At 70.6% G+C, this 22,523-nt stretch carries 23 protein-coding genes; 10 read left to right on the plus strand and 13 right to left on the minus strand.

Annotated elements, in window-relative coordinates:
• Positions 1–44: 44 nt before the first annotated feature.
• The 3 genes from ACFWY6_RS04665 to ACFWY6_RS04675 form a co-directional block, all read right to left on the minus strand.
• Positions 45–950: a carbohydrate ABC transporter permease gene (locus tag ACFWY6_RS04665; protein WP_384686343.1), complete on the minus strand. Its 906-nt coding sequence runs from the start codon at positions 948–950 to the stop codon at positions 45–47.
• Complete coding sequence (locus ACFWY6_RS04670; protein WP_384686345.1) at positions 947–1,909, minus strand: carbohydrate ABC transporter permease; 963 nt, start codon at positions 1,907–1,909, stop codon at positions 947–949. Before ACFWY6_RS04670 ends, ACFWY6_RS04665 begins: the two co-directional genes overlap by 4 nt.
• Positions 1,910–2,016: 107 nt before the next feature.
• Entirely contained in the window at positions 2,017–3,321 is a 1,305-nt protein-coding gene (locus tag ACFWY6_RS04675) for an ABC transporter substrate-binding protein (protein ID WP_384686347.1), read from the minus strand.
• Between the two features lie 293 nt (positions 3,322–3,614).
• Here ACFWY6_RS04675 and ACFWY6_RS04680 point away from each other — a divergent pair, with 293 nt between their 5' ends.
• Complete coding sequence (locus ACFWY6_RS04680) at positions 3,615–4,655, plus strand: LacI family DNA-binding transcriptional regulator (RefSeq protein WP_384686349.1); 1,041 nt, start codon at positions 3,615–3,617, stop codon at positions 4,653–4,655.
• Between the two features lie 144 nt (positions 4,656–4,799).
• Entirely contained in the window at positions 4,800–5,558 is a 759-nt protein-coding gene (locus ACFWY6_RS04685; protein WP_384686351.1) for a PaaI family thioesterase, read from the plus strand.
• Positions 5,559–5,668: 110 nt separating this feature from the next.
• Here the strand turns inward: ACFWY6_RS04685 and ACFWY6_RS04690 are convergent, their stop codons facing one another.
• The 4 genes from ACFWY6_RS04690 to ACFWY6_RS04705 form a co-directional block, all read right to left on the minus strand.
• Positions 5,669–6,310, minus strand: coding sequence for a 1,4-alpha-glucan branching protein (locus ACFWY6_RS04690; RefSeq protein ID WP_384686353.1), 642 nt, complete (start codon positions 6,308–6,310; stop codon positions 5,669–5,671).
• A 27-nt stretch (positions 6,311–6,337) separates the two neighbouring features.
• Positions 6,338–6,772, minus strand: coding sequence for a VOC family protein (locus tag ACFWY6_RS04695; RefSeq protein ID WP_384686355.1), 435 nt, complete (start codon positions 6,770–6,772; stop codon positions 6,338–6,340).
• 61 nt (positions 6,773–6,833) lie between these two features.
• Positions 6,834–9,161, minus strand: coding sequence for an ABC transporter permease (locus ACFWY6_RS04700; RefSeq protein WP_384686357.1), 2,328 nt, complete (start codon positions 9,159–9,161; stop codon positions 6,834–6,836).
• On the minus strand, positions 9,158–9,850 hold the full coding sequence (locus tag ACFWY6_RS04705; RefSeq protein ID WP_384686359.1) for an ABC transporter ATP-binding protein: 693 nt from the start codon (positions 9,848–9,850) through the stop codon (positions 9,158–9,160). Before ACFWY6_RS04705 ends, ACFWY6_RS04700 begins: the two co-directional genes overlap by 4 nt.
• 226 nt (positions 9,851–10,076) lie before the next feature.
• Here ACFWY6_RS04705 and ACFWY6_RS04710 point away from each other — a divergent pair, with 226 nt between their 5' ends.
• Genes ACFWY6_RS04710 through ACFWY6_RS04720 form a run of 3 tightly spaced genes read left to right on the plus strand, consistent with a single transcriptional unit; the run spans position 10,077 to position 12,077 of the window.
• Positions 10,077–10,322 carry a hypothetical protein gene (locus ACFWY6_RS04710; RefSeq protein WP_384686361.1) on the plus strand — a complete coding sequence of 82 codons (246 nt, stop codon included), beginning with the start codon at positions 10,077–10,079 and terminating at the stop codon, positions 10,320–10,322.
• A gap of 7 nt (positions 10,323–10,329) precedes the next feature.
• Positions 10,330–11,376 carry a sensor histidine kinase gene (locus ACFWY6_RS04715; RefSeq protein ID WP_384686363.1) on the plus strand — a complete coding sequence of 349 codons (1,047 nt, stop codon included), beginning with the start codon at positions 10,330–10,332 and terminating at the stop codon, positions 11,374–11,376.
• A gap of 14 nt (positions 11,377–11,390) precedes the next feature.
• Entirely contained in the window at positions 11,391–12,077 is a 687-nt protein-coding gene (locus ACFWY6_RS04720) for a response regulator (RefSeq protein WP_384686365.1), read from the plus strand.
• A gap of 171 nt (positions 12,078–12,248) precedes the next feature.
• Here the strand turns inward: ACFWY6_RS04720 and ACFWY6_RS04725 are convergent, their stop codons facing one another.
• Both ACFWY6_RS04725 and ACFWY6_RS04730 read right to left on the minus strand, forming a co-directional pair.
• On the minus strand, positions 12,249–13,949 hold the full coding sequence (locus ACFWY6_RS04725) for an immunity 49 family protein (protein WP_384686367.1): 1,701 nt from the start codon (positions 13,947–13,949) through the stop codon (positions 12,249–12,251).
• A 43-nt stretch (positions 13,950–13,992) separates the two neighbouring features.
• Complete coding sequence (locus tag ACFWY6_RS04730) at positions 13,993–14,862, minus strand: class I SAM-dependent methyltransferase (RefSeq protein ID WP_384686369.1); 870 nt, start codon at positions 14,860–14,862, stop codon at positions 13,993–13,995.
• A 132-nt stretch (positions 14,863–14,994) separates the two neighbouring features.
• On the opposite strand from ACFWY6_RS04730, the gene ACFWY6_RS04735 reads away from it, so the two are divergent.
• Positions 14,995–15,969 (plus strand): ADP-ribosylation family protein, encoded by a 975-nt coding sequence (locus ACFWY6_RS04735; RefSeq protein ID WP_384686371.1) that lies wholly within the window; start codon positions 14,995–14,997, stop codon positions 15,967–15,969.
• Between the two features lie 57 nt (positions 15,970–16,026).
• Here the strand turns inward: ACFWY6_RS04735 and ACFWY6_RS04740 are convergent, their stop codons facing one another.
• Both ACFWY6_RS04740 and ACFWY6_RS04745 read right to left on the minus strand, forming a co-directional pair.
• The gene (locus ACFWY6_RS04740; protein WP_384686373.1) at positions 16,027–16,641 is read right to left on the minus strand and encodes a dihydrofolate reductase family protein; all 615 of its coding nucleotides are present in this window, start codon (positions 16,639–16,641) and stop codon (positions 16,027–16,029) included.
• Between the two features lie 54 nt (positions 16,642–16,695).
• Positions 16,696–17,403, minus strand: coding sequence for an NAD(P)-dependent oxidoreductase (locus tag ACFWY6_RS04745; RefSeq protein ID WP_384686375.1), 708 nt, complete (start codon positions 17,401–17,403; stop codon positions 16,696–16,698).
• Positions 17,404–17,519: 116 nt separating this feature from the next.
• Between ACFWY6_RS04745 and ACFWY6_RS04750 the strand changes: the two genes are divergently transcribed.
• The 4 genes from ACFWY6_RS04750 (at position 17,520) to ACFWY6_RS04765 (ending at position 20,638) form a co-directional block, all read left to right on the plus strand.
• Positions 17,520–18,236 (plus strand): TetR/AcrR family transcriptional regulator, encoded by a 717-nt coding sequence (locus ACFWY6_RS04750; protein WP_384686377.1) that lies wholly within the window; start codon positions 17,520–17,522, stop codon positions 18,234–18,236.
• 152 nt (positions 18,237–18,388) lie between these two features.
• The gene (locus ACFWY6_RS04755; protein WP_384686379.1) at positions 18,389–19,270 is read left to right on the plus strand and encodes an RNA polymerase sigma-70 factor; all 882 of its coding nucleotides are present in this window, start codon (positions 18,389–18,391) and stop codon (positions 19,268–19,270) included.
• Between the two features lie 2 nt (positions 19,271–19,272).
• Complete coding sequence (locus ACFWY6_RS04760) at positions 19,273–19,740, plus strand: SRPBCC family protein (protein ID WP_384686381.1); 468 nt, start codon at positions 19,273–19,275, stop codon at positions 19,738–19,740.
• Positions 19,741–19,822: 82 nt separating this feature from the next.
• Positions 19,823–20,638, plus strand: a complete 816-nt coding sequence (locus ACFWY6_RS04765; RefSeq protein WP_384686383.1) for an SAM-dependent methyltransferase — start codon at positions 19,823–19,825, stop codon at positions 20,636–20,638.
• 39 nt (positions 20,639–20,677) lie between these two features.
• Here the strand turns inward: ACFWY6_RS04765 and ACFWY6_RS04770 are convergent, their stop codons facing one another.
• Together ACFWY6_RS04770 and ACFWY6_RS04775 are read right to left on the minus strand one after the other, a co-directional pair.
• A complete protein-coding gene (locus ACFWY6_RS04770; protein ID WP_384686385.1) occupies positions 20,678–21,301 on the minus strand; it encodes a cysteine hydrolase family protein in 624 nt (207 codons plus the stop codon).
• A 142-nt stretch (positions 21,302–21,443) separates the two neighbouring features.
• Complete coding sequence (locus ACFWY6_RS04775) at positions 21,444–22,436, minus strand: GlxA family transcriptional regulator (protein WP_384686387.1); 993 nt, start codon at positions 22,434–22,436, stop codon at positions 21,444–21,446.
• Positions 22,437–22,523 lie beyond the last annotated feature (87 nt).

Here is a 22,523-nt window from a genome sequence, read left to right on the forward strand (position 1 = left end):
GTCATCGGAGCACGCTATCGCCCGGAAGCGGACCGCCGGTCACGTCACTTGACCGCGCCCGCCGTCATCCCCGCACGCCAGAACCGCTGCAGCGCCAGGAACGCCACGATCAGCGGGACCACCGACACCAGCGAGCCCACCACGACCAACGACGCCGGAACCGCCACCCCATGAGCCGCGTTCCATCCCACAAGACCCACGGTGACCGGCTGCAGGCGGTCGTCCCCCAACACCATCGCGGGAAGCAGGTAGTTGTTCCAGATCTCCACGAACTGGAACGGGAAGATCGTCACCAGCGCCGGCAGCATCATCGGCAACGCGATCGTCCGGAAGATGCGGAACTCCCCGGCGCCGTCGAGGCGTCCGGCCTCGATCACCTCGCCCGGCACCGCCTGCGCGGCGAAGACCCGTGCCAGATAGACGCCGAACGGGCTGACGATGCTGGGCAGCAGCACGGCGAGCGGATTGTTGATCAGGCCGACCTCGGAGAACATCAGGTACAGCGGCAGCGTGAAGAGGATCTTCGGGACCAGTACGGCCGCAAGGACGGCCCCGAACAGCGCGCCCTTGCCCCGGAATTCGTACTTGGCAAGCAGGTAGCCGGCCATCGCCGACAGCAGGGTGGCGCCGAGCGCGCCGATCCCGCAGTACAGGACGCTGTTGAGCATCCAGCGCCAGAAGATGCCGTCGCTCTGCGCGGTCAGCCGGCTGAGGTTGTCGAAGAGGCCGAAGCCGTCGAACCACAGTCCGCTGCCGCTGAATTGGCGGCCGAACGGCTTGGTCACCGAGACCAGGAGCCACCACAGCGGGAAGAGGAAGTACGCGGTGGAGATCAGCAGCAGGGTCAGGACGACACCGCGGCTTGCCGCCGTGGTCTCCCGGCGCGCCGCGGCCTTGGCGGTGCGGCGCGCCTTGGACGGGGCGGCGGGTCGCGTCACGGTGGTGCTCATGCCTTGTCACCCCGGTTGGTCAGCTTGAAGAAGACGAAGGACAGCATGCCGACGGCGACGGCGAGGATCACCGACTGGGCGGCGGCGTAGTGGTAGTTGCCCGCCGCCACCGCCGACTGCGCGGACATGATCGGGGTGAACGTCGAGGAGACGGAGCCGCCGGAGATGGGCTGGAGCACCGTCGGTTCGTTGTAGAGCTGTGCGGAGCCGATGATCGAGAAGACCGCGGTGAGCACCAGTGAGCCGCGTACGGCCGGGATCTTGATGTTCCAGGCGATCCGCAGGGCGGACGCGCCGTCCATCTTCGCGGCCTCCAGGACCTCACCGGGGATCAGCTGCAGCGCACTGTAGATAATGATCATGTTGTAGCCGGTCCAGCTCCACGTGACGATGTTCGCCACCGACCACAGGACCGAGCCGCTGGAGAAGAACGGGATCTGGATGCCGAGCGGCTCGAGGAGGTCGTTGATCGGGCTGGACCCGGAGGAGTACATGAACGACCACACCAGGGCCGCGCTGACACCCGGGATCGCATAGGGCAGGAACGACGCGAGACGGAAGAAGCCCTTGCCGCGCGCCGACTTGGCGTCGATGAGCAGCGCGAGGCCGAGGGCGAGGCCCAGCATCAGGGGGACCTGGACGACGGCGAACAGGCCCACCCGGCCAAGGGCGGCGAGGAAGTCGTGGTCGCCGAAGGCCTGCGCGAAGTTGTGCAGCGGGTCGAACTCCTTGCTCGGCGCGGTGAGTCCGAGGCCCGAGCGCTTGACGACGTACAGGCTGCTCACGGTCGCGTAGCCGATGGGCGCGATGTACATCGCCGCGAACAGGGCCACGAACGGACCGCCGAACAGCAGCAGGGTGCGTCTGCTGAGTGCCGTCTCCCGGCGGCGGCGCCTGGGCGGCCGGGCTTCCTGCCGCTGCGGTGCGGCGGGTTCGGCCGCGCTGAGTGTTGTGGTCACGAGCTCTCTTCCGGTTCGACGCCTGGCGGGGGCGGCCGGTCCCAGCGGCCGGCCGCCCCGGGTGGATCGGGAGCAACAAGTGCATCGGGAGCGACGGGGTGTCCGCCCTACTCGGTCACCTTCAGGCCCTGGTTCTTCAGTTCGCCGACCGTCTTGTCCTGGGTGGTGCGCAGGGCGTCCTTGAAGGTGCCCTTGCCGGCCCAGGCCTTGCCCAGCGCGTCGTCCAGGTCCGCGGAGGTCTTGGTCATGACCGGGCCCCAGGTCCAGTCGGAGTTGACCTTGGGTGCCGCCTCCGCGAAGACGTCGTAGATCTTCTGGCCGCCGAAGTAGGGGTCCTTGGCCTTGAGCTGGGGCAGGTCGAGGAGGGCGGGCGCGGCCGGGTAGAGGGATGCCTTGTCGACGAGGCCGCCGTACGCCTTGCGGTCGGTGCTCAGCCAGTGGGCGAAGGTCCACGCGGCCTTGGTGGACTCGCAGCCCTTGAGGACCGCGGTCGCCGAGCCGCCCGCGTTGCCGACCGCGGTGTCGCCCGCCTGCCACTGCGGCATCGGCGCGACGGCCCAGTCGCCGGAGCCGTCCTTGGCGCCGCCCTTGATGACGCCGGCCTGCCAGACGGCGCCGACGACGGAGGCGATGTTACCGTTGCCAATTCCGGTGTACCAGGACTGGTCGTACATGGGCGCCTTGCTGATCAGGCCGTCGTCGGCCAGGCCCTGCCAGTAGCCGGCGACCTTCTCATTGGCCTTCGAGGCGAGGCCCACCTTCCAGGCGTCGCCGTCGATGCCGAACCAGCTGGCGCCCGCCTGCCAGGACAGGCCCGCGTAGTCGTAGTTCAGATAGGGCGAGGAGATGTAGCGCTCGGGGTCGGAGGCGTGGATCTTCTTGGCCTGGGTCTTGTACTCGGCCCAGGTCTTCGGGGGCTTCAGGTCCAGCTCGTCGTAGACCTTCTTGTTGTAGAAGAGGGCCATCGGGCCGGTGTCGACGGGCGCCCCGTACACGGCGTCCCCCAGGGAGACCGAGCGCCAGGCCGCCTGCTGGAAGTCGCCCTTGTCGCCGTTCGCGTACTTCGATACGTCGCTGAGGGCGCCCTGCGCGGCGAAGCTCGGCAGGGTCTCGTAGCCGACCTGGGCCAGGCAGGGCGCGTTGCCGGCCTGCACCGCGTTGAGCATCTTCTGGTAGCCGCCCTTGGCGCCGGGCTGCACTTCCTGGTACTCGACCTTGATGTCGGGGTGCGCCTTGTTGAACGCCTTGACGGCGTCGGCGTACCCGGGTGACCAGCCCCAGAACTTCAGCGTCCCGGTCCCGTCACCGCCTCCGCCGGCGGAATCCGAACCGGACGACGAGCATCCGCCGAGCACCAGCGTGAGAGTGGCGGCTGCGGCGATGCCCGCCGTGCGCATACGGGTCCTCTGCACGGCCCCTCCTTGTGTTCGTGGGCAGGGATCAGACCCGGACACCGAGGGCGGGGCCTGCTGTGGGATCGATGCACCGTGGGTCACATGGGGCCTCATTCAGCGCGCCGATGGCCGGAACTATGGCAGAGAATGTTATCGATGCCAATAGGTCTTTCCTCTTGCGCTGTCAGGCCGGTACGGCGGCGATGAGGCCGGTATCATCCGGCGCACGGAGCGACGTACGGAGCGACGTACGGAACGACGCATGCATCGACGTACGGAACGAAGTGAGGACGCGTGGAGACAGGGGACGCATGGATGCGGTGAGCGGTGGCGAGGGCGGCGGACGGCCGCCCGGCATGGCCGACGTGGCCCGGGTCGCGGGAGTCTCCGCGCAGACGGTCTCGCGCGCCCTCTCCGACCATCCCAACGTCCGGGAGGAGACGCGGGCCAAGGTGCTCGCCGCCGTGGAACGGCTCGGCTACCGCAAGAACAGCGCCGCCCGGATCCTGTCCTCCGGGCGCAGCCGGACGATCGGCGTGGTCACGCTGCAGACCACGTTCTACTCCCGCCTCACGCTGACCTTCGGCATCGAGAGCGCCGCGTACGAGGCCGGCTACTCGGTCTCCACCGCCTCCACCGCCTCGCTGGACACCTCCGCCGTCGAGGCGGCGCTCTCCCGGCTCGCGGACCAGCGTGTCGAGGGGATCATCCTCGCCATCCCGCTCATCCATGTGAGCCCCCGCATCGAGCAGTTGACGGACTCCCTGCCCACGGTGACCGTCGACGGGTCGCGCACGGCGGCCTCCGAGGTCGTCGCGGTGGACCAGGTGCAGGCCGCGCGGCTGGCCACGCGCCATCTGCTCGACCTCGGGCACGAGACGGTCTGGCATGTCGCGGGCCCCGGCGAGTGGCTCGACGCGGCGAGCCGTCTGCAGGGCTGGCGGGAGACCCTGGAGGCGGAGGGACGCACGGCCCCGCCCGTCCTGGAGGGCGACTGGTCCCCCTCGTCCGGCTACCGCAACGGTCTCATCCTGGGCCGCATCCCCGACGTGACGGCGGTGTTCGCCGCCAGCGACGAGATGGCCTTCGGCGTGATCCGCGCCCTGCATGAACTGGACCGGCGCGTCCCGCAGGACATCTCCGTGGTCGGCGTCGACAACATCGACCTCGCCGAGTACTGCTCGCCGTCCCTGACCACCGTCGCCCAACCCTTCGCCGAGATGGGCGCGTTGGCCTTCGGCCATCTGCTGCGGCTGATCGAGAATCCCGAGGCCGAGCATGAACCGGCGTCCGTCGAACCGAAGTTGATCGTGCGTACGAGTACGGCACCGGTCGGCCGAGGGGCGGCGTGAGCATGACGGCGACCGCATCCTGGAACCTCAAGTGACCCTGACATCAAGGCGGTTCGGCGAGAGACGGCGCGCGATCCGCGATCTTCATCACTGTTCCTCTGCGCGCCTCGCCTGCCGCGCGGTGGTGTGATGGGGTGGTCGACCATGACAGCGAGCCGGATTCTGAGCGTCCCCACCCACGCGACGGGCTACCCGGGGGTGGCCTTCGGCGGCTATGTCGCGGGGCTGCTCGCCGCCCGCGCGGAGGCCAAGACGGTACGCGTCGACTTCCGTGGCGCGGTGCGTCCCGACACTCCGCTGGAGGTCACGCAGACCCCGGACGGCGGCTGCCTGCTCGGCGACGCCGAGAACGGCGCCTTGGTGGCGTGCGCGCCCGCCGAGCTGCTGCTCGATCCGCCGGAGATGCCGACCTGGGAGCAGGCGCAAGCGGCCACGGAGGACTACCTCGGGCACATCCGCAAGTCGCCGCCGCCGATTCCCGACTGTTTCGGCTGCAGCCCGGTGCCGGTGGGGCTCGGCGTACGGGTCTTTCCGTCCCGCGTCCCCGGGCGCGAGCTGCTCGCCGCGGCCTGGGTCCCCGACGCCGAACTCGCGCTTGACGACGGGACGTTGCCACCCGAGATGGTCTGGTCGACCCTCGACTGCCCCGGCGGCTGGGCAGGCATCAGGTTCGGCCTGACGAAGCCGGGCGCGGTGACGGCCGCGCTCACCGGGAGGCAGCTGCGGCCGGTGCGGGCGGGCGAGCGCCATGTGTCCTACGCCTGGCCCATCGCCGCCGAGGGCCGCAAGGTCACCGTGGGGGTGGCGCTCGCGACGGCGGACGGCGAACTGTGCGCGCTGGGCGAGGCCCTGTGGATCAGCCCTCGGGAGCGGCGGGCCGCCGATCCGGGATCAGGGGCCTGACGCCACGGCGCAGTCGCCGCCCCCTGCGACGCAGCGTTCCCGTTCCCGGCGTTTCGGTGCCGGGGACGGGAACGCCTTCGCCACTGACACTGCTCACTGGTGCCGACCTTTCACTTGCAGCCGTGCAGAACGGCGAACACCCCCCGGGCACGGGTGTCACCGGGGATCTGCCAGGAGGCGGTGAAGTGGCCGATCGCTCCCTGCGGAGGGGTGGTGGTGGGCTGCAGGACCCGGTGCAAGCGGAGGGTCATGCCATGCGGCGTGGTCAGCCGGGTGCCTTCTTGATCGTCGGTGGCGGTGAAGTCTGTGGAGATGGAGCCTTCACCGGTGTAGGAGGCGATGACCTCCCGGTCGGGGACGCCGGTGATGTTCTGGTCCTGGGCCTGCGCCCGCCCCTCGATCAGGGCCGCCAACTGGGCGACCAACACGGGGTCGTGGCAGCCGTCATAGGCCCAACGCCGCCCCAGCACCCCGTGCTCCATGGTCCCGACGAGGGCCTGCTCCGCCCCGTCGAGCGGGGCACCGCGATAGGCGAGCGGCACCAGATAGGCGGTCGGGTGAGGGCCGGAGGCGTCGGTGACCACGATGAACTCGATCCCCACCTCGCCTTGCGGGTCGTCAAGACGGAAGCCGCCGGCCTTGGCCAACTGCGGTTCGGCCGCGCCACCGCGGTACCACGGACGCGAGGGCAGCCAGGAGGTGAGCAGTTCCAGCTTGGTCGGCTTGAGGGCGGTGTGGTGGATGACGGCCATGCCGAAGGTTCCCTTCCGTTGACGGCTCTAGTCGAGACAGAACTCGTTGCCCTCGATGTCCTGCATCGCGAGGCACGACTCGTCGAAGCCATCGGCAAGCAGTAGTTGCACGCGTGAGGCGCCGAGTGCGATCAGCCGTGCGCACTCGGCCTCAAGCGCGGCCACGCGCTCTTCACCCACGAGCCCGGTGCCGACCCGCACGTCAATGTGCACCCGGTTCTTGACGACCTTGCCTTCGGGAACGCGCTGGAAGAACAGTCGCGGGCCGACACCTGACGGATCGATGCAGGCGAACGCCGAACCCTGACGCTCGGCCGGCAGCGCACGGTCGAAATCGTCCCAAGTGGCAAACCCCTCTGGGGGCGGCGGTACGACGTACCCCAGCACCTCGCACCAGAAACGGGCGACGCGCTCAGGTTCCACGCAGTCGAAAGTGATTTGGAACTGCTTGATCGACGACATCGGTCCATCGTAGAGGCGGGTCTTTCGGCACCTCCACGGGCCCGGCGCGGCGAGCGGGACGCTACTCGGTGCGGAGCGCCGTGGCCGTACGGGCCTTGGCCGCCCAGCCGGCCGGGAGCAGCGCGCCCAGCATCGCGAGCACGATCCCGCCAAGGCCCAGCAGGAGCAGCTGAAGAGGCTCGTACACATCGAGGACCGCCGACGGCAGGCCGGTGCCCACGGCACGCCCCATCACCGGCATGACGAGGCCGTGCAGCGCGTACCCCGCCGGCACGCCGATCAGCCCTCCGATCATGCCGATCACGGCAACCGAGGCGAGCACGAGGCTCATGGTCTGCCGCGGCGACATGCCGATCGCCTTGCAGACGCCCAGGTCGTGGACGCGTTCCCGGGTGTCGAGGAGCACGGAGTTGAGTACGCCGAGGCCGGCCACGGAGGCCAGCATGAGAGTGAGCAGTACTGCCATCGCGGACATGATGAGGATGACGCCGTCCTGCCCCGAGGAGGCGTTGGTCGTGGCGTCGCCGCCCAGTGGCCGTACGACCGCGGCGAGCTTCCGGGCGTACTCGTCGGCGGCTACGCCGGACTTCACCTCGACGAGGAACGAACCGGGCTCGGCTGACGCGAAGTCGGCCATGTCCGCGTGGATCTGCAGCTCGCTGCCCGAGGTGTCGAAGGACTCGCCCACGATCCGCAGGTTCGCGACTTCTTTCTCGTTCGTCACCCGGACCGTGTCACCGATCTTGGTGCTGGTCCTCTCCAGGAAGCGGGTGGGCACCACGACCTGCCCCGTACCGGTGAGCCAGTGCCCGGAGATCATCTCGTAGCTGCCGGAGCGCGCATCGCCCTCGTAGAGGCTGACCTGAACCGAGCCGGAGATCCCGGCCACGGCGGCCTCGGTCCGGGATGTGCCGTAGTACGACCCCGTGCCCGCCTGCGACTTGATGGCGGACCGCACCTTCGCCGGGTCGGCGACCTTCGGCGGCTTGGTCGTCGTGACCGTGACCGCGGCACGGCTCTCGGGGTCCTGCGAGGTGCCGATCGCGGTCAGGGACGAGGTCAGCCCCACCGCGAAGGTCGCCGCGACCGTACCGAACGCCACCGCGAGCAGCATCGCGAGGGTACGGACCGGATGCGTGAAGGGGGTGGCCAGACCGTAGGTCACCGGTCGTGGCAGCGGCAGCCGCCCCATCGCCCGGTGCGCCCACTGGCCGCGCCCTGTGCGCGGCGACCGGCCGACCGCGATGGCCTCGACCGTACGCAGCCTTCCGGCCCGCAGTGCGGGGATCAGCGCCGCGAGCCCCACGATGACCAGCGCGGCGGCCGGCACGGTGACGTCCACCCACCAGGCCACCGAAAGGGAGACGGTGCCGTACACCTCCTCGGTGTCGGACAGCAGCGGCACTGCGAGGAGGTTTCCCAGGACGACCCCCAGGGCGATGCCGGCGCAGGACGGGATCAGCGCCTGGGCCACGTAGGCGCGTACGACCTCGCGGGGAGTGAAGCCGATGGCCTTGAGAATGCCGATTCTGCGCAGGCTGGTGCCGACCGCACCACTGATCACGCTGCTGACGATGATCACCGACATCACGATGCCGAGCACGCCGAAGGCCATCACGAACGGGACGGTCGCCGCGGCACCCTGATCGGCGGCGCGTTTGGTGTCCAGCCAGGACTGGGTGCCAAGGAGCGCTCCGGACTCCACGGAGGCCGCCACCTTCTTCCGGTCGGCGAGGATCTGCTCCTTCGTGCTCGCGGAGTCGAAGCGGTAGAGCATCTGGCTCGTTACTGGGTTCTGCTCCGACGCCAGTGCGTCGACCTGCGCGGGGGTCGCCCAGGAGTCGGCGGTCTTGCTGGCGGACACGGCGAAGCCGACGACCGAAAGGGTCGGGGCCTTCGCACTGTCCGAAGCCTTGAGCCTGGCGCCGATCCCGATGGCGGGCCCCTCGAACGACGCGGCGAGCACGATCTCGCCCGGCTTCTGCGCCCACCGGCCGGACTTCAGATCCACGCGGTCCACGTCGCCGCCCGGACCGGACCGCCCGACCAGGGTCAGCGTCGGCAGTGGGAAGCCCGCCCGATCCACCGGGCGGAACGCCGTGGACGGGTACGGCCCCGCGCTCGCGGTGACCCCGGCCGGCTTCCCGCTCTCTGCCAGCTGCGCCGCACTCGCCTTGGCCGGATCGAACTGTGCGGTGATGTGCGCACCTTGCTGCTTGCCGAAGGCGTGGTCGAAGGGCGCGGCCGCGGCGACCATCAGCGACCCGGCGACCACGGCCGAGGCCACCGCCATCATCGTGGCCACGGCGATCACCACGGTCTGCACCCGCCGCCGGCCGACGCCGGAGCGTACGACCTGGCCCGTCGCGCCGGTACCGAACAGCCTCATCGGACGGCCCGCGTGGACGAATCGAGGGCGACACGACCGTCGACCAGGTGGATCGTGCGGCTCGCGCATGCCTGCGCCAGCGCCAGGTCGTGCGTCACCAGCACGATGGTCTGGCCGGCGCGGTGCAGATCCGTCAGCAGATCGCGGACGTCGTGGCCCGAGGCGGAGTCCAGCGCACCGGTGGGCTCGTCGGCGAGCAGCAGCGCGGGCCAGTTGACCAACGCCCGGGCGACGGCGACCCGTTGGCGTTCGCCTCCGGACAGCCGCCCCGGGTAGGCGCGGGCATGCTTCTGGATGCCCAGCATCTCCATGAGCTCACCGGCGCGAGCCGCGGCCTTGCGCCGACCGGTCCCGGTCAGCTGGGCCGGGAGCCGGATGTTGTCGGCGACGGTGAGGTCGTCGAGGAGATTGAAGAACTGGAAGGCCATGCCGATGTGCTCGCGACGGAACCTGGCGAGGGCGTGCTCGCTCAGCTGGTCGATCCGCCGCCCGGCCACGGTCACGGCGCCGTCGGTCGGCTTGTCCAGGCCGGCGACGAGGTTCAGGAGCGTGGACTTGCCGCTGCCGGAAGGGCCCGTCACGGCGAGGGCCTCCCCCTCGGCGACGCCGAGCGTGAGCGGTCCGAGCGCGGGCGCGCCGGCGCTGTCGTAGCGCTTCGCCACACCCGCCAGTTCGATCACTTGACGCATATGAGTTGTCCGTCCTTGAGGTCGGTCGCGGGAGGCACATGCCGTTGTCGGCCCCGCGAACCTAGAAGCCGTCGCGCAGGGGACGCGTCGGCCGCGGAACCGACATCAGGCCCTCCCCGCGGAGGATCCGGCCGCGGAGTCCTACCTGCGGATGAGTACCTCCGGAGCAACGCTCTGATCGAACAGGCGGACGCGGACCGGGCGGTGAGCGCAGCACAATGTGCGGATGGAGACGGAAGACCGGCGCAGCCGGCATCAGCAGCTCGTCGACGCGCTGCGCCCGGAGGCGAAGGCCGCCCCGCTGCCGCGTCGAGCGGTGCGCGCCGATCTGTTGCTGGCGGTGGTACTGACCGTCATCGCCCTGTTCGTGGCGGTGCGTTATCCCGGCGACGGGCCGGTCAGCATCAACCCCCCCGACGGCCGACACCGGAACCGGGATCCCGGCTCCTCCCCCGCCGCCCGGCCCTGGTGAGGTGCCCGTGGAGGAGGAGCCCTCCGCCGTGCCCTGGGCCATGGTGATCCTTTCGACGCTGCCGCTGGCCGGGCGGCGCCGGTATCCGCTGACCCTTTTCGTGGTGGTCCTCGGCGCGGCACTGGTCATCGGCGGCTCCGCCTCCTGGATCACCGTCCTGGCCTGTGTCATCGGCGCCTACAGTGCCGTCGTGCACAGCCGTTACCGGACAGCGGCGATTGCCGTCCTGGTGATCGCCGCCGCGCTGTCCGGTATCGCGTTCCGCAACGCGGACCCCGTGCTCCCGGGATGGTCCAGCCCGGGATTCATCCTGCTGGTGGCCGGGATGCTGGCCAGTCTCGTCCGCTTCCTGCAACTGCGCCTTGCGTCAAGCCGGGACCGGGTCACGGAACTGCAGGCGGCCCAGGAGGAGGCCACGCGCCGAGCCGTCGAGGAGGAGCGGGCCCGCATCGCCGCCGAACTGCACGACGTGGTGACCCACAATGTGAGCGTGATGGTGATCCAGGCCGGCGCGGCCCGCAAAGTGATGGACGTGGTGCCCGAGCAGTCGAAGGAGGCGCTGCTTGCCGTCGAGGCGGGCGGTCGGGCCGCCATGGCCGAACTGCGCCATGTGATGGGCCTGTTGGCCGCCCCGGACCACGAGCGGCCCGACGGTCTGGAGCCGCAGCCCGGGCTCGCGCAGCTCGACGCGCTGGTCGCACGGGTACGCGCCGCCGGGACGCCCGTGAGCGTCGGGGTGTCGCTGCCGCCGGATCCGCTGCCGCCGGGTGTGGACCTCGCGGCGTATCGCGTCATACAAGAGGCGCTGACCAACACGATCAAACACGCGCGAGGCGCGCAGGCGTCCGTCGCCATCGGTTACACCGACGACTGTCTGGAGATCGGCGTCACGGACACCGGCGGCGCCAAGGATTCCCCGCCGGTGGAGGGCAACGGCCGTGGCCACATGGGGCTGCGCGAGCGGTTGGCCGTGTACGAGGGCGAGTTGACGGCCGGGCCGACGGCTGCCGGCGGCTACCGGGTCACGGCGCGCATCCCGCGGAGCACCGTATGAATGCGGGGCACGGCATGAATGCGGACCAGCCGCCGCTGCGTGCCGTCATCGCCGACGACCAGGCCCTCGTACGCACCGGTTTCAAGATGATCCTGGCCGCGGACGGCATCGACGTGACGGCCGAGGCGGCCGACGGGGCCGAGGCTGTCGCGGCGGTCCGGCGTACGCGGCCCGACGTCGTCCTCATGGACATCCGGATGCCGGAGATGGACGGCATCGAGGCGACCAGGCGCATCATCGGCGATGCAGGACCGGCCGGAACGCGGGTCGTCATCCTCACCACGTACGACCTCGACCACTACGTCTACGCCGCGCTCACGGCCGGCGCCAGCGGCTTCCTGCTCAAGGACGTGTCACCGGAACATCTGGTCGCCGCCCTGCGCCTGGTGCAGACCGGCGACGCTCTCCTCGCGCCCACGATCACTCGTCGTCTGATCGAGCGCTTCGCCCATCACGAGGCACCGCAGACCGTCGCCCCGCACCGCGATCTGTCCGGCCTGACCCCGCGCGAGCTAGAGGTCCTCCGCCTGCTCGCGACGGGCCTCAGCAATGCCGAACTCGCCTCCCGGCTGTTCCTCAGCCCGACCACGGTCAAGAGCCACGTCGGCCGCATCCTGTCGAAGCTGGACCTGCGCGACCGCGTCCAGGCCGTCGTCTTCGCCTACGAGACGGGGCTGATCGCCCCGGGCGGGGGCGCCTGAATGCTCCGCGGGAAGTGCGGTGATGAACCCGCGGGCTGGTGGGGGCTGGTCGCGCAGTTCCCCGCGCCCCTTACGGGGCGCGGTCGCGTGCCGGTCGGTCTGCGCCTCTACGAAGAGCCGGTGTAGGTGCGGCCAGGAGCCGGCGCGGACCGCCGTGCCGGCTCCTGGCTTTCAGCCGGGGAACTCCTCGATGCGCTCGCGGTTGAGGAGGTACGTGGGCAGGTGTGGCTGCTGCAGAGCGACGGGGAATCCGTAGTCGTGGGCCAGGCTCGCCATCGCGAGCGGGCCGAGCGCGACTTGGGCGCGGGGCGCCGCCGAGTCGCCCCAGTACGCGCCGTGGTGGGCGACCGCTTCGGCGAGGGTCTTGGTGAAGGCGTCGTGGTCGCGTGCGATGAGGCGGTGGAAGAGAGCGACGGGCTGGTAGTCGATCTGGTTCACGAAGTCCATCGGCGCGTGGGTCACGGACTCGGGCATGGACGTTTCCATGGTCGCCAGGAGTTTCTGTACGACGTCGTCCATGGGGCGCTGGGACCAGTAGGTCTGCAGTGTGTCGATCCAGTGCAGGACGTAGGCGTCGACCGAGTCGTCCTGTCGCAGCGCCTCCAGCGGCACCTGGCACAGCCGGTCGGCGCGGTCCTGCCGGCGGCACGCGAGGGCGAGGTAGAAGGCGTCGAGCCAGGCGCGGGCGTCCGCGGGCGGCTCGGCGGGGAGGGCCGGCAGCTGCGGCTCGATGTCCTCGCCAAGGCGGCATTTCTGCGCCTGCGCACCGGTGAACAGCGCGGAGCCGAGCTGCACGGCGGTGGCCCAGGCGTCCCACGTGTCGATGTGCGCCACTCGGGGGTCGGCGGCGCAATGGCTGTGGGCGAGGGTGAGCGCCGAGGCGAAGGCGTCGCGCAGTCCGGCCGGCTCCTGGGCGAGCCGGGTTATCGACTCGGCTGTGGTGTGGGTGAGTTCGGCCGTGTCGGGAGCCTTGGCGGTGGAGCTCGTGGCGAGCCGTCCGGCGCCGTCGAGGCGGACCAGGCCCTTCATCAGGCCGAGCAGTTCCGGCGGCGGCCGCAGCGAGAAGGTGCGGGTGTCGGGGTCGATGACCGTGAGCGATGTCAGGGTGCCCTTGTGCCACCAGTAGACCCGTGGGGACAGGGCGCCCGGCCCGTCCTCGTGGGCCCCGAGGGCGTACGCGGCAAGGCCGTTGACGGCATCGACGACGGAACCGTCGGTGATCGGGTGGTACGCGAGGAGATTGCGGTTCGGCATGACGACGAGGGCCCCGGCGTCGGGCAGTGCCTCGCCGGTGATCTGCCGGGCCGCTTCGGACAGGAACAGCGCCTTGCTCGCGATGAACGGGGATTCGCCGTACAGGGAGTGCAGCAACGCCCCTCCCTCGACGGACACTTCGTCGTGCTCGACGGGCACGCGCATCAGGTTCGCGTACGCCGCCTGGCCCAGTTCCTCCAGACCGGCACGCTCCACGTCGGCGTCCGTCAGGATCCGCACGCTGGTCGGCATGTCGAGGGCGTACGCGAAGACAAGCCCTTCGGCCACCACGCGTGCGTAACGCAGGGCACCGGCGAGCTCAGGGCCGATCGAATCCGCGGGCAGCAGCCGCGCGTGCACACCGCGCAGCAACTCCGCGGCGCTCTCGCCACCCCGGCTCCCCTCCCGCAAGGCGGCGAAGTGCTCGTCCACCAGGGCCGGCCAGCGGTCCTGCGGTGCATGGCGGCACTGCTGCGCCAGGTTGTGCAGGGAGTAGCCGCGACCGTCCTCGCAGTACGGTGCGGCCAGTGCCCGCAGGCGTTCGGCCTGCGCGACGGTCAGCATCGGCAAGGCGGGATCGGGAGTTGCTGGCGCGGCGTTGGCGTCGTCGTGATTCACCCCGCTGACCCTACGAGTTGGCAGCACGACGGCTGACGCCGGGTCATGCCGCGCCGCATCGCGGCTTCGGCTCGGCGGAGCCTTTCGCCCACACGAAGACCTCGGTGCCCGGCCGGCGCTCGGAGAAGCGGCCGGACGGGGAGCTGCCAAGGAGCAGGTGGCGCAGGTCCGCCTCGAAGGCGTCGCGGTCCTCGCCGAAGAGGTGCGGTGCCGAGAACGACATCGAGAACACCCCGGCGACCGCGTCGTCGACCGTGCGCACCAACTCCTGGCCTCCGGGCACGACGTGCCGCCGGGGGCCGGCGAATCCCGCGCGGGCGAACACCAGCGCCTCACCGCCGGGTGTTCCCTGGGGCAGCACGCCCCGGCCTGCCCTGCGGACCGGTCCCAAGTGGCGTCTGACCAGCTCGTCCATCGCCGCGTAGGGCACCGCCGGATACGGCAGGCCCTCGGTGGTCCGGGGCTGCGACTTCTCGTCCGAGATGTGTACGAGGACTCCGCCGGGCCGGAGCATGTCCCTGATGGTGGTCGCCACCCGGTCGCGGTCCATCCAGTGGAAGGACTGCGCGAAGGTCGCGACGGTGAACGTACCGAGCCCTGCAGGCAGTTCCTCGGCGCGGGCCCGGACCCACCGCGTCTTCCCGGCCACTCCACGCTCGGTGGCCGCGCGCCCTGCCTCGGCGATCATCCCGCGGTCCGGGTCGACGCCGACGACCTCGGCGAACAGGTGCGCCAGCGTCAGGGCGATGGTTCCGGGCCCGCAGCCCACGTCGATGAGGCGTCCGCGTCCCTCCAGGTGCAGAACCTCGGCGAGTTCGTCCGCGAGCCCGGGGGCGTAGGGAAGCCGACCGCGCCGGTAGTAGGCGGCCGTGCCCGAGAACAGGGTCTCGTCCCACTCCCAGCCTGCCGCCATGCCAAGCACCGCCTTCGCTGTCGGGTCGAGGTGGAGCTCCGTGTCGGCCGTGTCGACGGTTCGATAGCCTCGGGGCTCTTGTGTCTTGTGTGGCAGTGGGCGTGCACGCGCCTCGGAACCTGGGGGCTTGGGATGACGGAGCAGACGGAGAGTGCGGCGGTCCGGGCCGCCGTCGAAGAGCGCTTCCTGCGCGAGTGGGGGTTCGAACTGCCCGAGTCGGTCTTCCGGTTCTGGGCGTTCCTCGGCTCGCTCGGCCCCGTGGAGCAGCAGGCGCTCGGGGAGCTGGACGTGAGCCCTGTCGGCATCATGGACCTGTTCGCCGACCCCGGTCTGCTGCCGCGCGACGGCATCGACGTACGCGTGCACGGCCGCTACTACCGCGACCCGCCCGAGTTCCTGACCTTCCTGCACGGCGGCTCCGACGGCCTCCACCACGGCCTCTGGTTCGACGACGGCCGCACCTGCAGCGGCGTCGCGTCGTACTACAACAACGACGGCGGCGGCATCAACACGCACGCGGCCACCCCGCTGGAGGCGGTGCGCGCGATCCTCGAACTCGTCTGGCGCGACCTCGACGACGACGTACAGGACGAGGAGGTGACCGCACGGCGCTCCCGCCTGGCCCTGCTGCGCGATGCCCTGACCGGCTTCGAGACCGGCGACCGCCCCGAGGTCGGCCTCGCCTACTCCAAGACGTACGACTGGACGATCAAGGCCGAGGACCCCGACCGGGTCACGACGCTGGACAGCGCGGGCGCACTCGCCGCGGGGGAATCCGTCCTTGACCGCCCTGCCCACAACGGCGCCGACGAGTACAAGTTCGCGACGTACATGTACGCCCTCTTCGACGACGCCGAGGCGCTGCGGGCGAACCTGGAGGAGGCCCGCAGCCGTTGCTCGGCGGGCGATCCGACGGAGGCGCTCCTCCTCGGCCGCGACCTGCACTGGGCGTCGGGCGGCGACCCGGACCGTGAGGCGCTCGCCCACGAACTGCTCGTGCTGGCCTATCGCGCGCTGGATCGTCCCGCGCTTGCGGGGATCGCCGAGGCGCATCACCGGCACCGTTCCTTGGCGAAGGTGGACGTGCTTGAGACGAAGCAGGCGTGAACCTCCGCCCCAGGAGCTGGGGTTCGGCTCGGGGACGGCCTGTCTGCGACGCCGTCGTCAGAGGACGTCGTACGTCAGGTGCGTCGCGGTCGATGTGACGGTCACGCTCCGCTGCACCAGCGTGCGCGGCGCTCCGCCGGTGAACAGGGGTGTCCCGGCACCCAGCACGACGGGCGCGAGGTGCAGCGACAGCACGTCGACAAGGCCGGCGTCGAGCGCCGAGCGGATCGTGGCGCCGCCGCCCATGAGGACGACGTCGAGATCCTTGCCGCCGGCCGCCGACGCCGCCTCGGCGTGCTCGCACGCGGCGGTGACGGCGTCGGGCAGACCGGTGGTGACGAACGTCCAGTCGAGGCCGGTCAGCCGCACCGACTCCGGCGGCGAGCTCGTCACGACGACGAAGGCGGGCTTGCCCACCTCTGCCGCGCCGTAGCCGACCTTGTCGTCCCAGCCGTGCGGCCCGTCGACCACGTCGAAGAGGTGGCGGCCGAGGATGACGGCGCCCGAGCGGGCGGTCGCCTCGTGCAGGATCCGGCGCTCGTCGGGGTCGTCGGAGAACGCCCAGGTGTGCAGGGCCTCGCCGCCCGTGCCCAGGCCGTTGTCCGGGCCGGGGTCGGGACCGGTGACGAAGCCGTCGAGGGAGACCGAGATGTCAGCGATGATGCGCGTCATACCAGGGCAGACCCGATCCGCCGCCCAAACTCATCGCTCACGCCGGCTGCGACTTCAGTACCCGATGGTGAAGCGGCGCTGCACGAAGCGGGGCAGTTCCGCCTCGTCGATCAGGGCGACGGCGGCGTCCTCGGCCGAGATGCGGCTGCGGCCGTCGGCGTCCACGACGGGCTGGTCACCGCCGGTGCGGAAGCGGCCCGTGCGCTCGCCGGGGGCGATGTCCTCGGCGGGGCTGAAGTAGGTCCACAGGCGGTTCGACGTGCGCAGGACGTTCAGGGCGTCCCGATGGCCGCGCACGGCGGCCGCGTAGGCGCGGGGCAGGCCGACCTGGTCCAGGGTCGCGTGCAGCAGGTCGTCGGAGTCGGCCCGCACCACTCCCGGTTCCGCCTCCAGGCTGCCCGCGCCGCCGATCACGATCAGCCGGGTGCGGGGATGCCGCTCCAGCGCCTTGAGGAGGGCGCGCGCAGCAGCGGCGTAGACGGTGGGGTCGGCGATCGAGCGCCGCACGGTGTCGGTGATGTCGTGCGCGGCGTTGCCGGGCTGGAATCCGCTGATCAGGACGTCGAGACCGGGCAGGGCGGCGGCGACGGCCGCGGGGTCCAGGACGTCGACGCTGGACCAAGTGATGTTCTCCCGCTGCTCCTTGTTCGCGGCCGACGAGGCGTCGCGGCTGAACGCCTTGACGTGGTGCCCCCGGCCCAGCGCTTCGGTGACGACCCTGCTGCCGATGGTTCCCGTGGCTCCGATGACTCCGATGTGCATGGCTCTCCCCTGTGCATGCCGATGTACGACGCCCCCTGATGGTGACGCCGTGCGAAAACTATACGCCGTGAAGTTTTCGCACGGCGCGCATTAAATTGACGCTGTAGATTGGCCGCGTGGCAGATACAGGCAGCAAGGGCAGGCGCGAGCGGCTACGGGCCGAGACGACCGCCGAAATCAAGGACGTGGCCTTGGCGTTGATGGCATCGGGCGGTCCCGACGCCATCACTCTGCGGGCCATCGCCCGCGAGATGGGCATGACCGCGAACGCTATTTACGGGTACTTCGCCACCCGGGACGACCTGATCACCACGCTCATCAACGACGTGTACACGGCCCTCGCGGACGCCGTGGACAGCTCCTGGGATGCCACCTCCGGCGAGAGCCCGGCCGCGCGGATCCACGCATGGTCCCGCACCTTCCGGAACTGGGCCCTGGCCAATCCACAGGGCTTCCGGCTCATCTACGGCGATCCCGTTCCCGGCTACCACTCCCCCGAAGGCGGCGCCGCCCCGGACGCCGCACGCCGTGTCTGCACCGGGCTCACCGCCCTGGCGGCCGCCGCCTGGCCGCACGCCGAACGCCTCTACGAGGGCAGCGAGTTCACCTGGTCGGACTTCGACGCGGGGCTGCTCGGCAAGGTACGCCCGGCCTTCCCGGAGCTGCCGCCGGCGGCCGTCGCCCTCGCGCTCCGCATCTGGGGTCATCTGCACGGCCTGGTGTCACTAGAGGTCTACGGCCACCTGCGCACCCAGACCGCAAGCCCGGACAAGCTCTTCCAGGAGGAACTCGCCCAGCTGGTGAGGACGTTGGGCCTCCCGCGGCAGCGCTGACCGGCCACCCCGACCGGATGTGAAGTGAATCACCGCGGCGGACTGTCACGGTTCGCCGCTCCGGAGTGTCTCGATGGGCGTACGACGAGTCCGACGAGAGGAGCCGGGTGTGATGCCGAGGTACCGACGGGTGTTCGCCGCGGGGGCGGGCCATGGCTGAGGACGCCTTCACCGAGCACCGTCCGCTGCTGTTCACCATCGCGTACGAGATGCTGGGCAGCGCCGCCGACGCCGAGGACGTGCTGCAGGAGAGCTATCTGCGGTGGAGCGCGGTCGATCCGGCGACGGTCGAGCATCCGCGCGCCTACCTGGTCCGCCTGGTGACCCGGCAGGGCCTCAACCACATGCGCGCGGTCAGGGCGCGGCGCGAGGAGTACGTCGGCCCATGGCTGCCCGAGCCGATCCGCACCGTACCCGAGGTGAGCGAGGACGCGATCCTGGCCGAGTCGGTGTCGATGGCCATGCTGCTCGTCCTGGAGACGCTCAATCCGACCGAGCGCGCGGTGTTCGTGCTGCACGACGTGTTCGGCTACACCCACGGCGAGATCGCCGCGTCGATCGGCAAGGCCGAGGCGACCGTCCGTCAGATCGCCCACCGCGCACGCCGGCACGTCCATGCGCGGCGCCGCCGCTTCGAGCCCGACTCCGACGCCACCCGGCAGATCGTCCAGCGCTTCCTGCTCGCGGCGTCGACCGGCCGGATCCAGGATCTGATGGATCTGCTGGCGCCCGATGTCGTGCAGATCTCCGACGGCGGAGGGAAGGTGGTCGCCGCCCGCCGGCCGATCACCGGCCGCGACGAGGTCGCCCGGTTCGTCCTCGGCGTGATCCGCACCACCGGCTCGACGACCCGTGTCGAGCCCGCCACCTACAACGGCATGCCCGCGGCCCGGTTCCTGACCGGCGACGCACTCGACTGGCTGGTCGCGTTCGAGATCCACGACGGACGGATCACCGGCCTCTACGGCATGCGCAACCCGGACAAGCTGCGCCGCGCCGACGCGGTGCGTCCACTCGACAGAGGAGGTCTCTGACCATGGAAACCATGACGGTCGAACGCGTCATCGCCGCTCCGGTCGAGGAGGTGTTCGCCTGGCTCACCACGACCACCAACTACACGCGTTCGCCCCTGGTGGTGCGCTGCCGCCTGACGCGGCGCGGCGAGAGCGCGCCCTACGGCGTCGGCGCGGTGCGCAGTCACCTCTGGCTGATCGGCTGGTTCCGGGAACGCATCACCCGCTACGAACCGCCGTACGCCACCGAGTACGTCGTCGAGCGCAGCCTGCCGCCGGCCCGGCACGAGATCGGCCGTATGACGTTCGAGGAGGTCGACGGCGGCACCCTGGTGCGCTGGACCACCCGTGCCGAGATCAGCGTCCCGTTGCTCGGCCCGCTGCTCACCCGGCGCCTCGCGAGGCCGATCATCACCCGCACGTTCGGCGGCATCCTCGACGCCGCGGCCGCGGCGCTGGCCACCGCTTCGAGGCCGGGGCCGACAGCATGAACTGGTGTACACGCACTGATCGTTGGGACGTAGGTTGTGCGGTGGAACAGTTCACGCCTCGGTGGAAAGACGGACGGAACCCATGACCGACCCTGCGACGACGCCCGGGTCTGCGGCGCAGCAGCAGATCGACACCTCTGTGCCGCACTCGGCGCGGATCTGGAACTACTGGCTGGGCGGCAAGGACAACTACGCCGTCGACGAGGCGGCAGGCGACGCGTACAGCGCCGTCTTCCCCGGCATCGTCACCGTCGCCCGCAGCAGCCGCGCCTTCCTGCGCCGGAACATCACGTACCTGGTCGACGACGCGGGCATCCGGCAGTTCCTCGACATCGGCACGGGACTGCCGACCGGGGACAACACCCATGAGGTCGCCCAGCGGCTCGCTCCCGAGACCCGGATCGTCTACGTCGACCACGACCCGATGGTGCTCGCACATGCCCGCGCCCTGCTCACCTCCACCCCGGAGGGGGCGACCGCCTACGTCGACGCCGATCTGTCCGACCCCGACCGCATCCTGGCGGCGGCCGCCAAGACGCTGGATCTCACGCGTCCCACGGGCCTGATCCTCAGCAACATCCTTGGCCACGTAGCCGATTACGACCAGGCGCGATCCATCGTCGCCCGCCTGATGGAGGGGCTGCCGTCCGGCAGTTATCTCTCCGTCAACGACGGTTCACGGGGCACGGACGCCGATTACGAGCAGGCCCAGGATGCCTACAACGAAACCGGCGCCGTCCCGTACTTCCTGCGCCCCGTCGACGAGATCACGGCGTTCTTCGACGGCTTGGAACTCCTGGACCCCGGCGTCGTCTCGGTCCCGCTCTGGCGGCCGGACGGCACCGCTGCTGCTCTGGAGCCCATTGGCGAGCACGGCGGTCTCGCCCGCAAGCCGTAACTCTCAGTCCTCTCAGTCCTCTCAGTCTCTTCAGTCCCTTCAGGCCGGGAGAGCCTCGACGTCGGGGACGACCGTGCCGAACAGGTCGGTGATCGCGGTCAGCGCGGCGGACTGGAGACCGGCGGCGGGCAGGACGCCGCCGTCGGGTGTGGCCAGGGCGCGCGTGGCGGTGGTCTCGGCGACGACGGTGGGCCGGTAGCCGAGGTTGAAGGCGCCCTGGGCCGTGTAGTTGACGCACATGTGCGTCATGAAGCCGCCGAGGATCAGGTCCTTGCCGCTGCCCGGCGCGGCGCCGAGGTCGGTCAGCGTCTTCTCCAGTTCCGTGAGGTGGAAGGAGTTGGGGAACTGCTTGACCACGACGGCCTCGCCGTCCACGGGGGCGACCTCGTCGCTGATCGCCCCGATGTGGGCGCGGATGTCGTACGGGGTGCCCTCGCCGCCGTCGTTGATGACGTGGACGACCGGGGTGCCCGCGGCGCGCGCACGCTCCAGCAGGCGGGCGCCCGCCGCGACGGCCTGCTCGGCGCCGTCCAGGGCCATGACGCCGCTGCGGTAGGTGTTCTGGAAGTCGATCAGGATCAAGACGGATTCGCTGAGCCGGGGCGGCTGGTTGTCCAGGCCGATCACGTCACGCAGGGTCGTCGAAGGCTGATTCGTGCTCATGGGGAACCTTTCCAAGGGGAAAAGGGCATGGCGAAGCCACAGGGGGCTCGCCTGCCGACGAAAAGATGGATGGATGTGGATGGATGCGGATGGATGCGGATGGGTGTGGCTGGTGTGGCTGTTTGTGGCTGGGTGAAGAGGGTCAGGTGGTCTGGGTGCGGAAGCGGCGGCGGTAGGCCCCCGGGGTGGTCGCGAGCTGCCGCTTGAACGCCCGGTGCAGGGTTTCCGCCGAGCCGAGCCCTGCGGCGGTGGCGACCTGGTCGAGCGGGCAGTCGGTGGTCTCGAGCAGGCGGCGGGCCGCCTCCACGCGGGCGGCCTCGACATAGCCGGCCGTACTGGTGCCCGTCTCCTGTTTGAAGACGCGGGCGAAGTGCCGCTCGCTCAGGCACATCCGGGCCGCCAGGGCCTCCGCGGACAGATCCGCGTCGAGGTGCTCGGCGATCCACAGGCGCAGTTCGTCGATGTCACGCCGGGAGGCGGCGGGGCGGCTGAGCGGGACGGAGAACTGGCTCTGGCCGCCCTGCCGCTTGAGGTACATCACCAGCTGCCGGGCCACCGCGAGCGCGCTGTCCTCGCCGAGGTCCTCGGCCACCAGGGCCAGCGCGAGGTCCAGGCAGGCACTGATCCCGGCGCCGGTCCACAGCCGGCCCCGGTCCGTACGTACGAAGATGGGGTCCGGGTCGACCGTGACGGCAGGATGGTCGGCGGCCAGCTGGGCGGCGGTCGACCAGTGGGTGGTCGCCGTCTTCCCGTCGAGGAGTCCGGCCGCGGCAAGGACATGTGCGCCCACGCACACCGACGCGACGCGCCGGGCGTGCGGGGCGGTCTCCTTGACCCAGTCCACGACGTCGGTGTCGATGCGGGCGACCGGGCCGTCCTCGGTCATGTCGACCGCGCCGGGCACCAGCAGGGTGTCCACCTGGCCGCCGACCTCGTGAAAGGCGAGATCGGCAACGAGGCGCACCCCAGCGGAAGTCCGCACCTCGCCGCCGACGGGCCCGGCGAGGCGGACCTGGTATCCGGCGCGGCCCGCGGTTTCCCGGTTGGCCAGCGCGAAGACCTCGGCGGGGCCGGTGACGTCGAGGAGATCGACATCGGGGAAGACCGCGATGACGACACGGTGCGGAGTGGGCATGACCCCATCCTCACCGCCACCGCCTATGGCCGCAATGACGATTCCCTGTCACATCCGGACATGCGGTGGGCGGTTCAGCTGGGGCTG

This window comes from Streptomyces sp. NPDC059037 (genome assembly GCF_042740015.1).
Taxonomy (GTDB): Bacteria; Actinomycetota; Actinomycetes; order Streptomycetales; family Streptomycetaceae; genus Streptomyces.

Excerpts from the sequence above, each read along its gene's own strand:
- ACFWY6_RS04665 (WP_384686343.1), bottom strand. The coding sequence starts at position 950 with ATGAGCACCACCGTGACGCGACCCGCCGCCCCGTCCAAGGCGCGCCGC.
- ACFWY6_RS04680 (WP_384686349.1), top strand. The coding sequence starts at position 3,615 with ATGGATGCGGTGAGCGGTGGCGAGGGCGGCGGACGGCCGCCCGGCATG.
- ACFWY6_RS04685 (WP_384686351.1), top strand. The coding sequence starts at position 4,800 with ATGACAGCGAGCCGGATTCTGAGCGTCCCCACCCACGCGACGGGCTAC.
- ACFWY6_RS04690 (WP_384686353.1), bottom strand. The coding sequence starts at position 6,310 with ATGGCCGTCATCCACCACACCGCCCTCAAGCCGACCAAGCTGGAACTG.
- ACFWY6_RS04695 (WP_384686355.1), bottom strand. The coding sequence starts at position 6,772 with ATGTCGTCGATCAAGCAGTTCCAAATCACTTTCGACTGCGTGGAACCT.
- ACFWY6_RS04700 (WP_384686357.1), bottom strand. The coding sequence starts at position 9,161 with ATGAGGCTGTTCGGTACCGGCGCGACGGGCCAGGTCGTACGCTCCGGC.
- ACFWY6_RS04705 (WP_384686359.1), bottom strand. The coding sequence starts at position 9,850 with ATGCGTCAAGTGATCGAACTGGCGGGTGTGGCGAAGCGCTACGACAGC.
- ACFWY6_RS04710 (WP_384686361.1), top strand. The coding sequence starts at position 10,077 with ATGGAGACGGAAGACCGGCGCAGCCGGCATCAGCAGCTCGTCGACGCG.
- ACFWY6_RS04720 (WP_384686365.1), top strand. The coding sequence starts at position 11,391 with ATGAATGCGGACCAGCCGCCGCTGCGTGCCGTCATCGCCGACGACCAG.
- ACFWY6_RS04730 (WP_384686369.1), bottom strand. The coding sequence starts at position 14,862 with ATGGCGGCAGGCTGGGAGTGGGACGAGACCCTGTTCTCGGGCACGGCC.
- ACFWY6_RS04735 (WP_384686371.1), top strand. The coding sequence starts at position 14,995 with ATGACGGAGCAGACGGAGAGTGCGGCGGTCCGGGCCGCCGTCGAAGAG.
- ACFWY6_RS04740 (WP_384686373.1), bottom strand. The coding sequence starts at position 16,641 with ATGACGCGCATCATCGCTGACATCTCGGTCTCCCTCGACGGCTTCGTC.
- ACFWY6_RS04745 (WP_384686375.1), bottom strand. The coding sequence starts at position 17,403 with ATGCACATCGGAGTCATCGGAGCCACGGGAACCATCGGCAGCAGGGTC.
- ACFWY6_RS04755 (WP_384686379.1), top strand. The coding sequence starts at position 18,389 with ATGGCTGAGGACGCCTTCACCGAGCACCGTCCGCTGCTGTTCACCATC.
- ACFWY6_RS04760 (WP_384686381.1), top strand. The coding sequence starts at position 19,273 with ATGGAAACCATGACGGTCGAACGCGTCATCGCCGCTCCGGTCGAGGAG.
- ACFWY6_RS04765 (WP_384686383.1), top strand. The coding sequence starts at position 19,823 with ATGACCGACCCTGCGACGACGCCCGGGTCTGCGGCGCAGCAGCAGATC.
- ACFWY6_RS04770 (WP_384686385.1), bottom strand. The coding sequence starts at position 21,301 with ATGAGCACGAATCAGCCTTCGACGACCCTGCGTGACGTGATCGGCCTG.
- ACFWY6_RS04775 (WP_384686387.1), bottom strand. The coding sequence starts at position 22,436 with ATGCCCACTCCGCACCGTGTCGTCATCGCGGTCTTCCCCGATGTCGAT.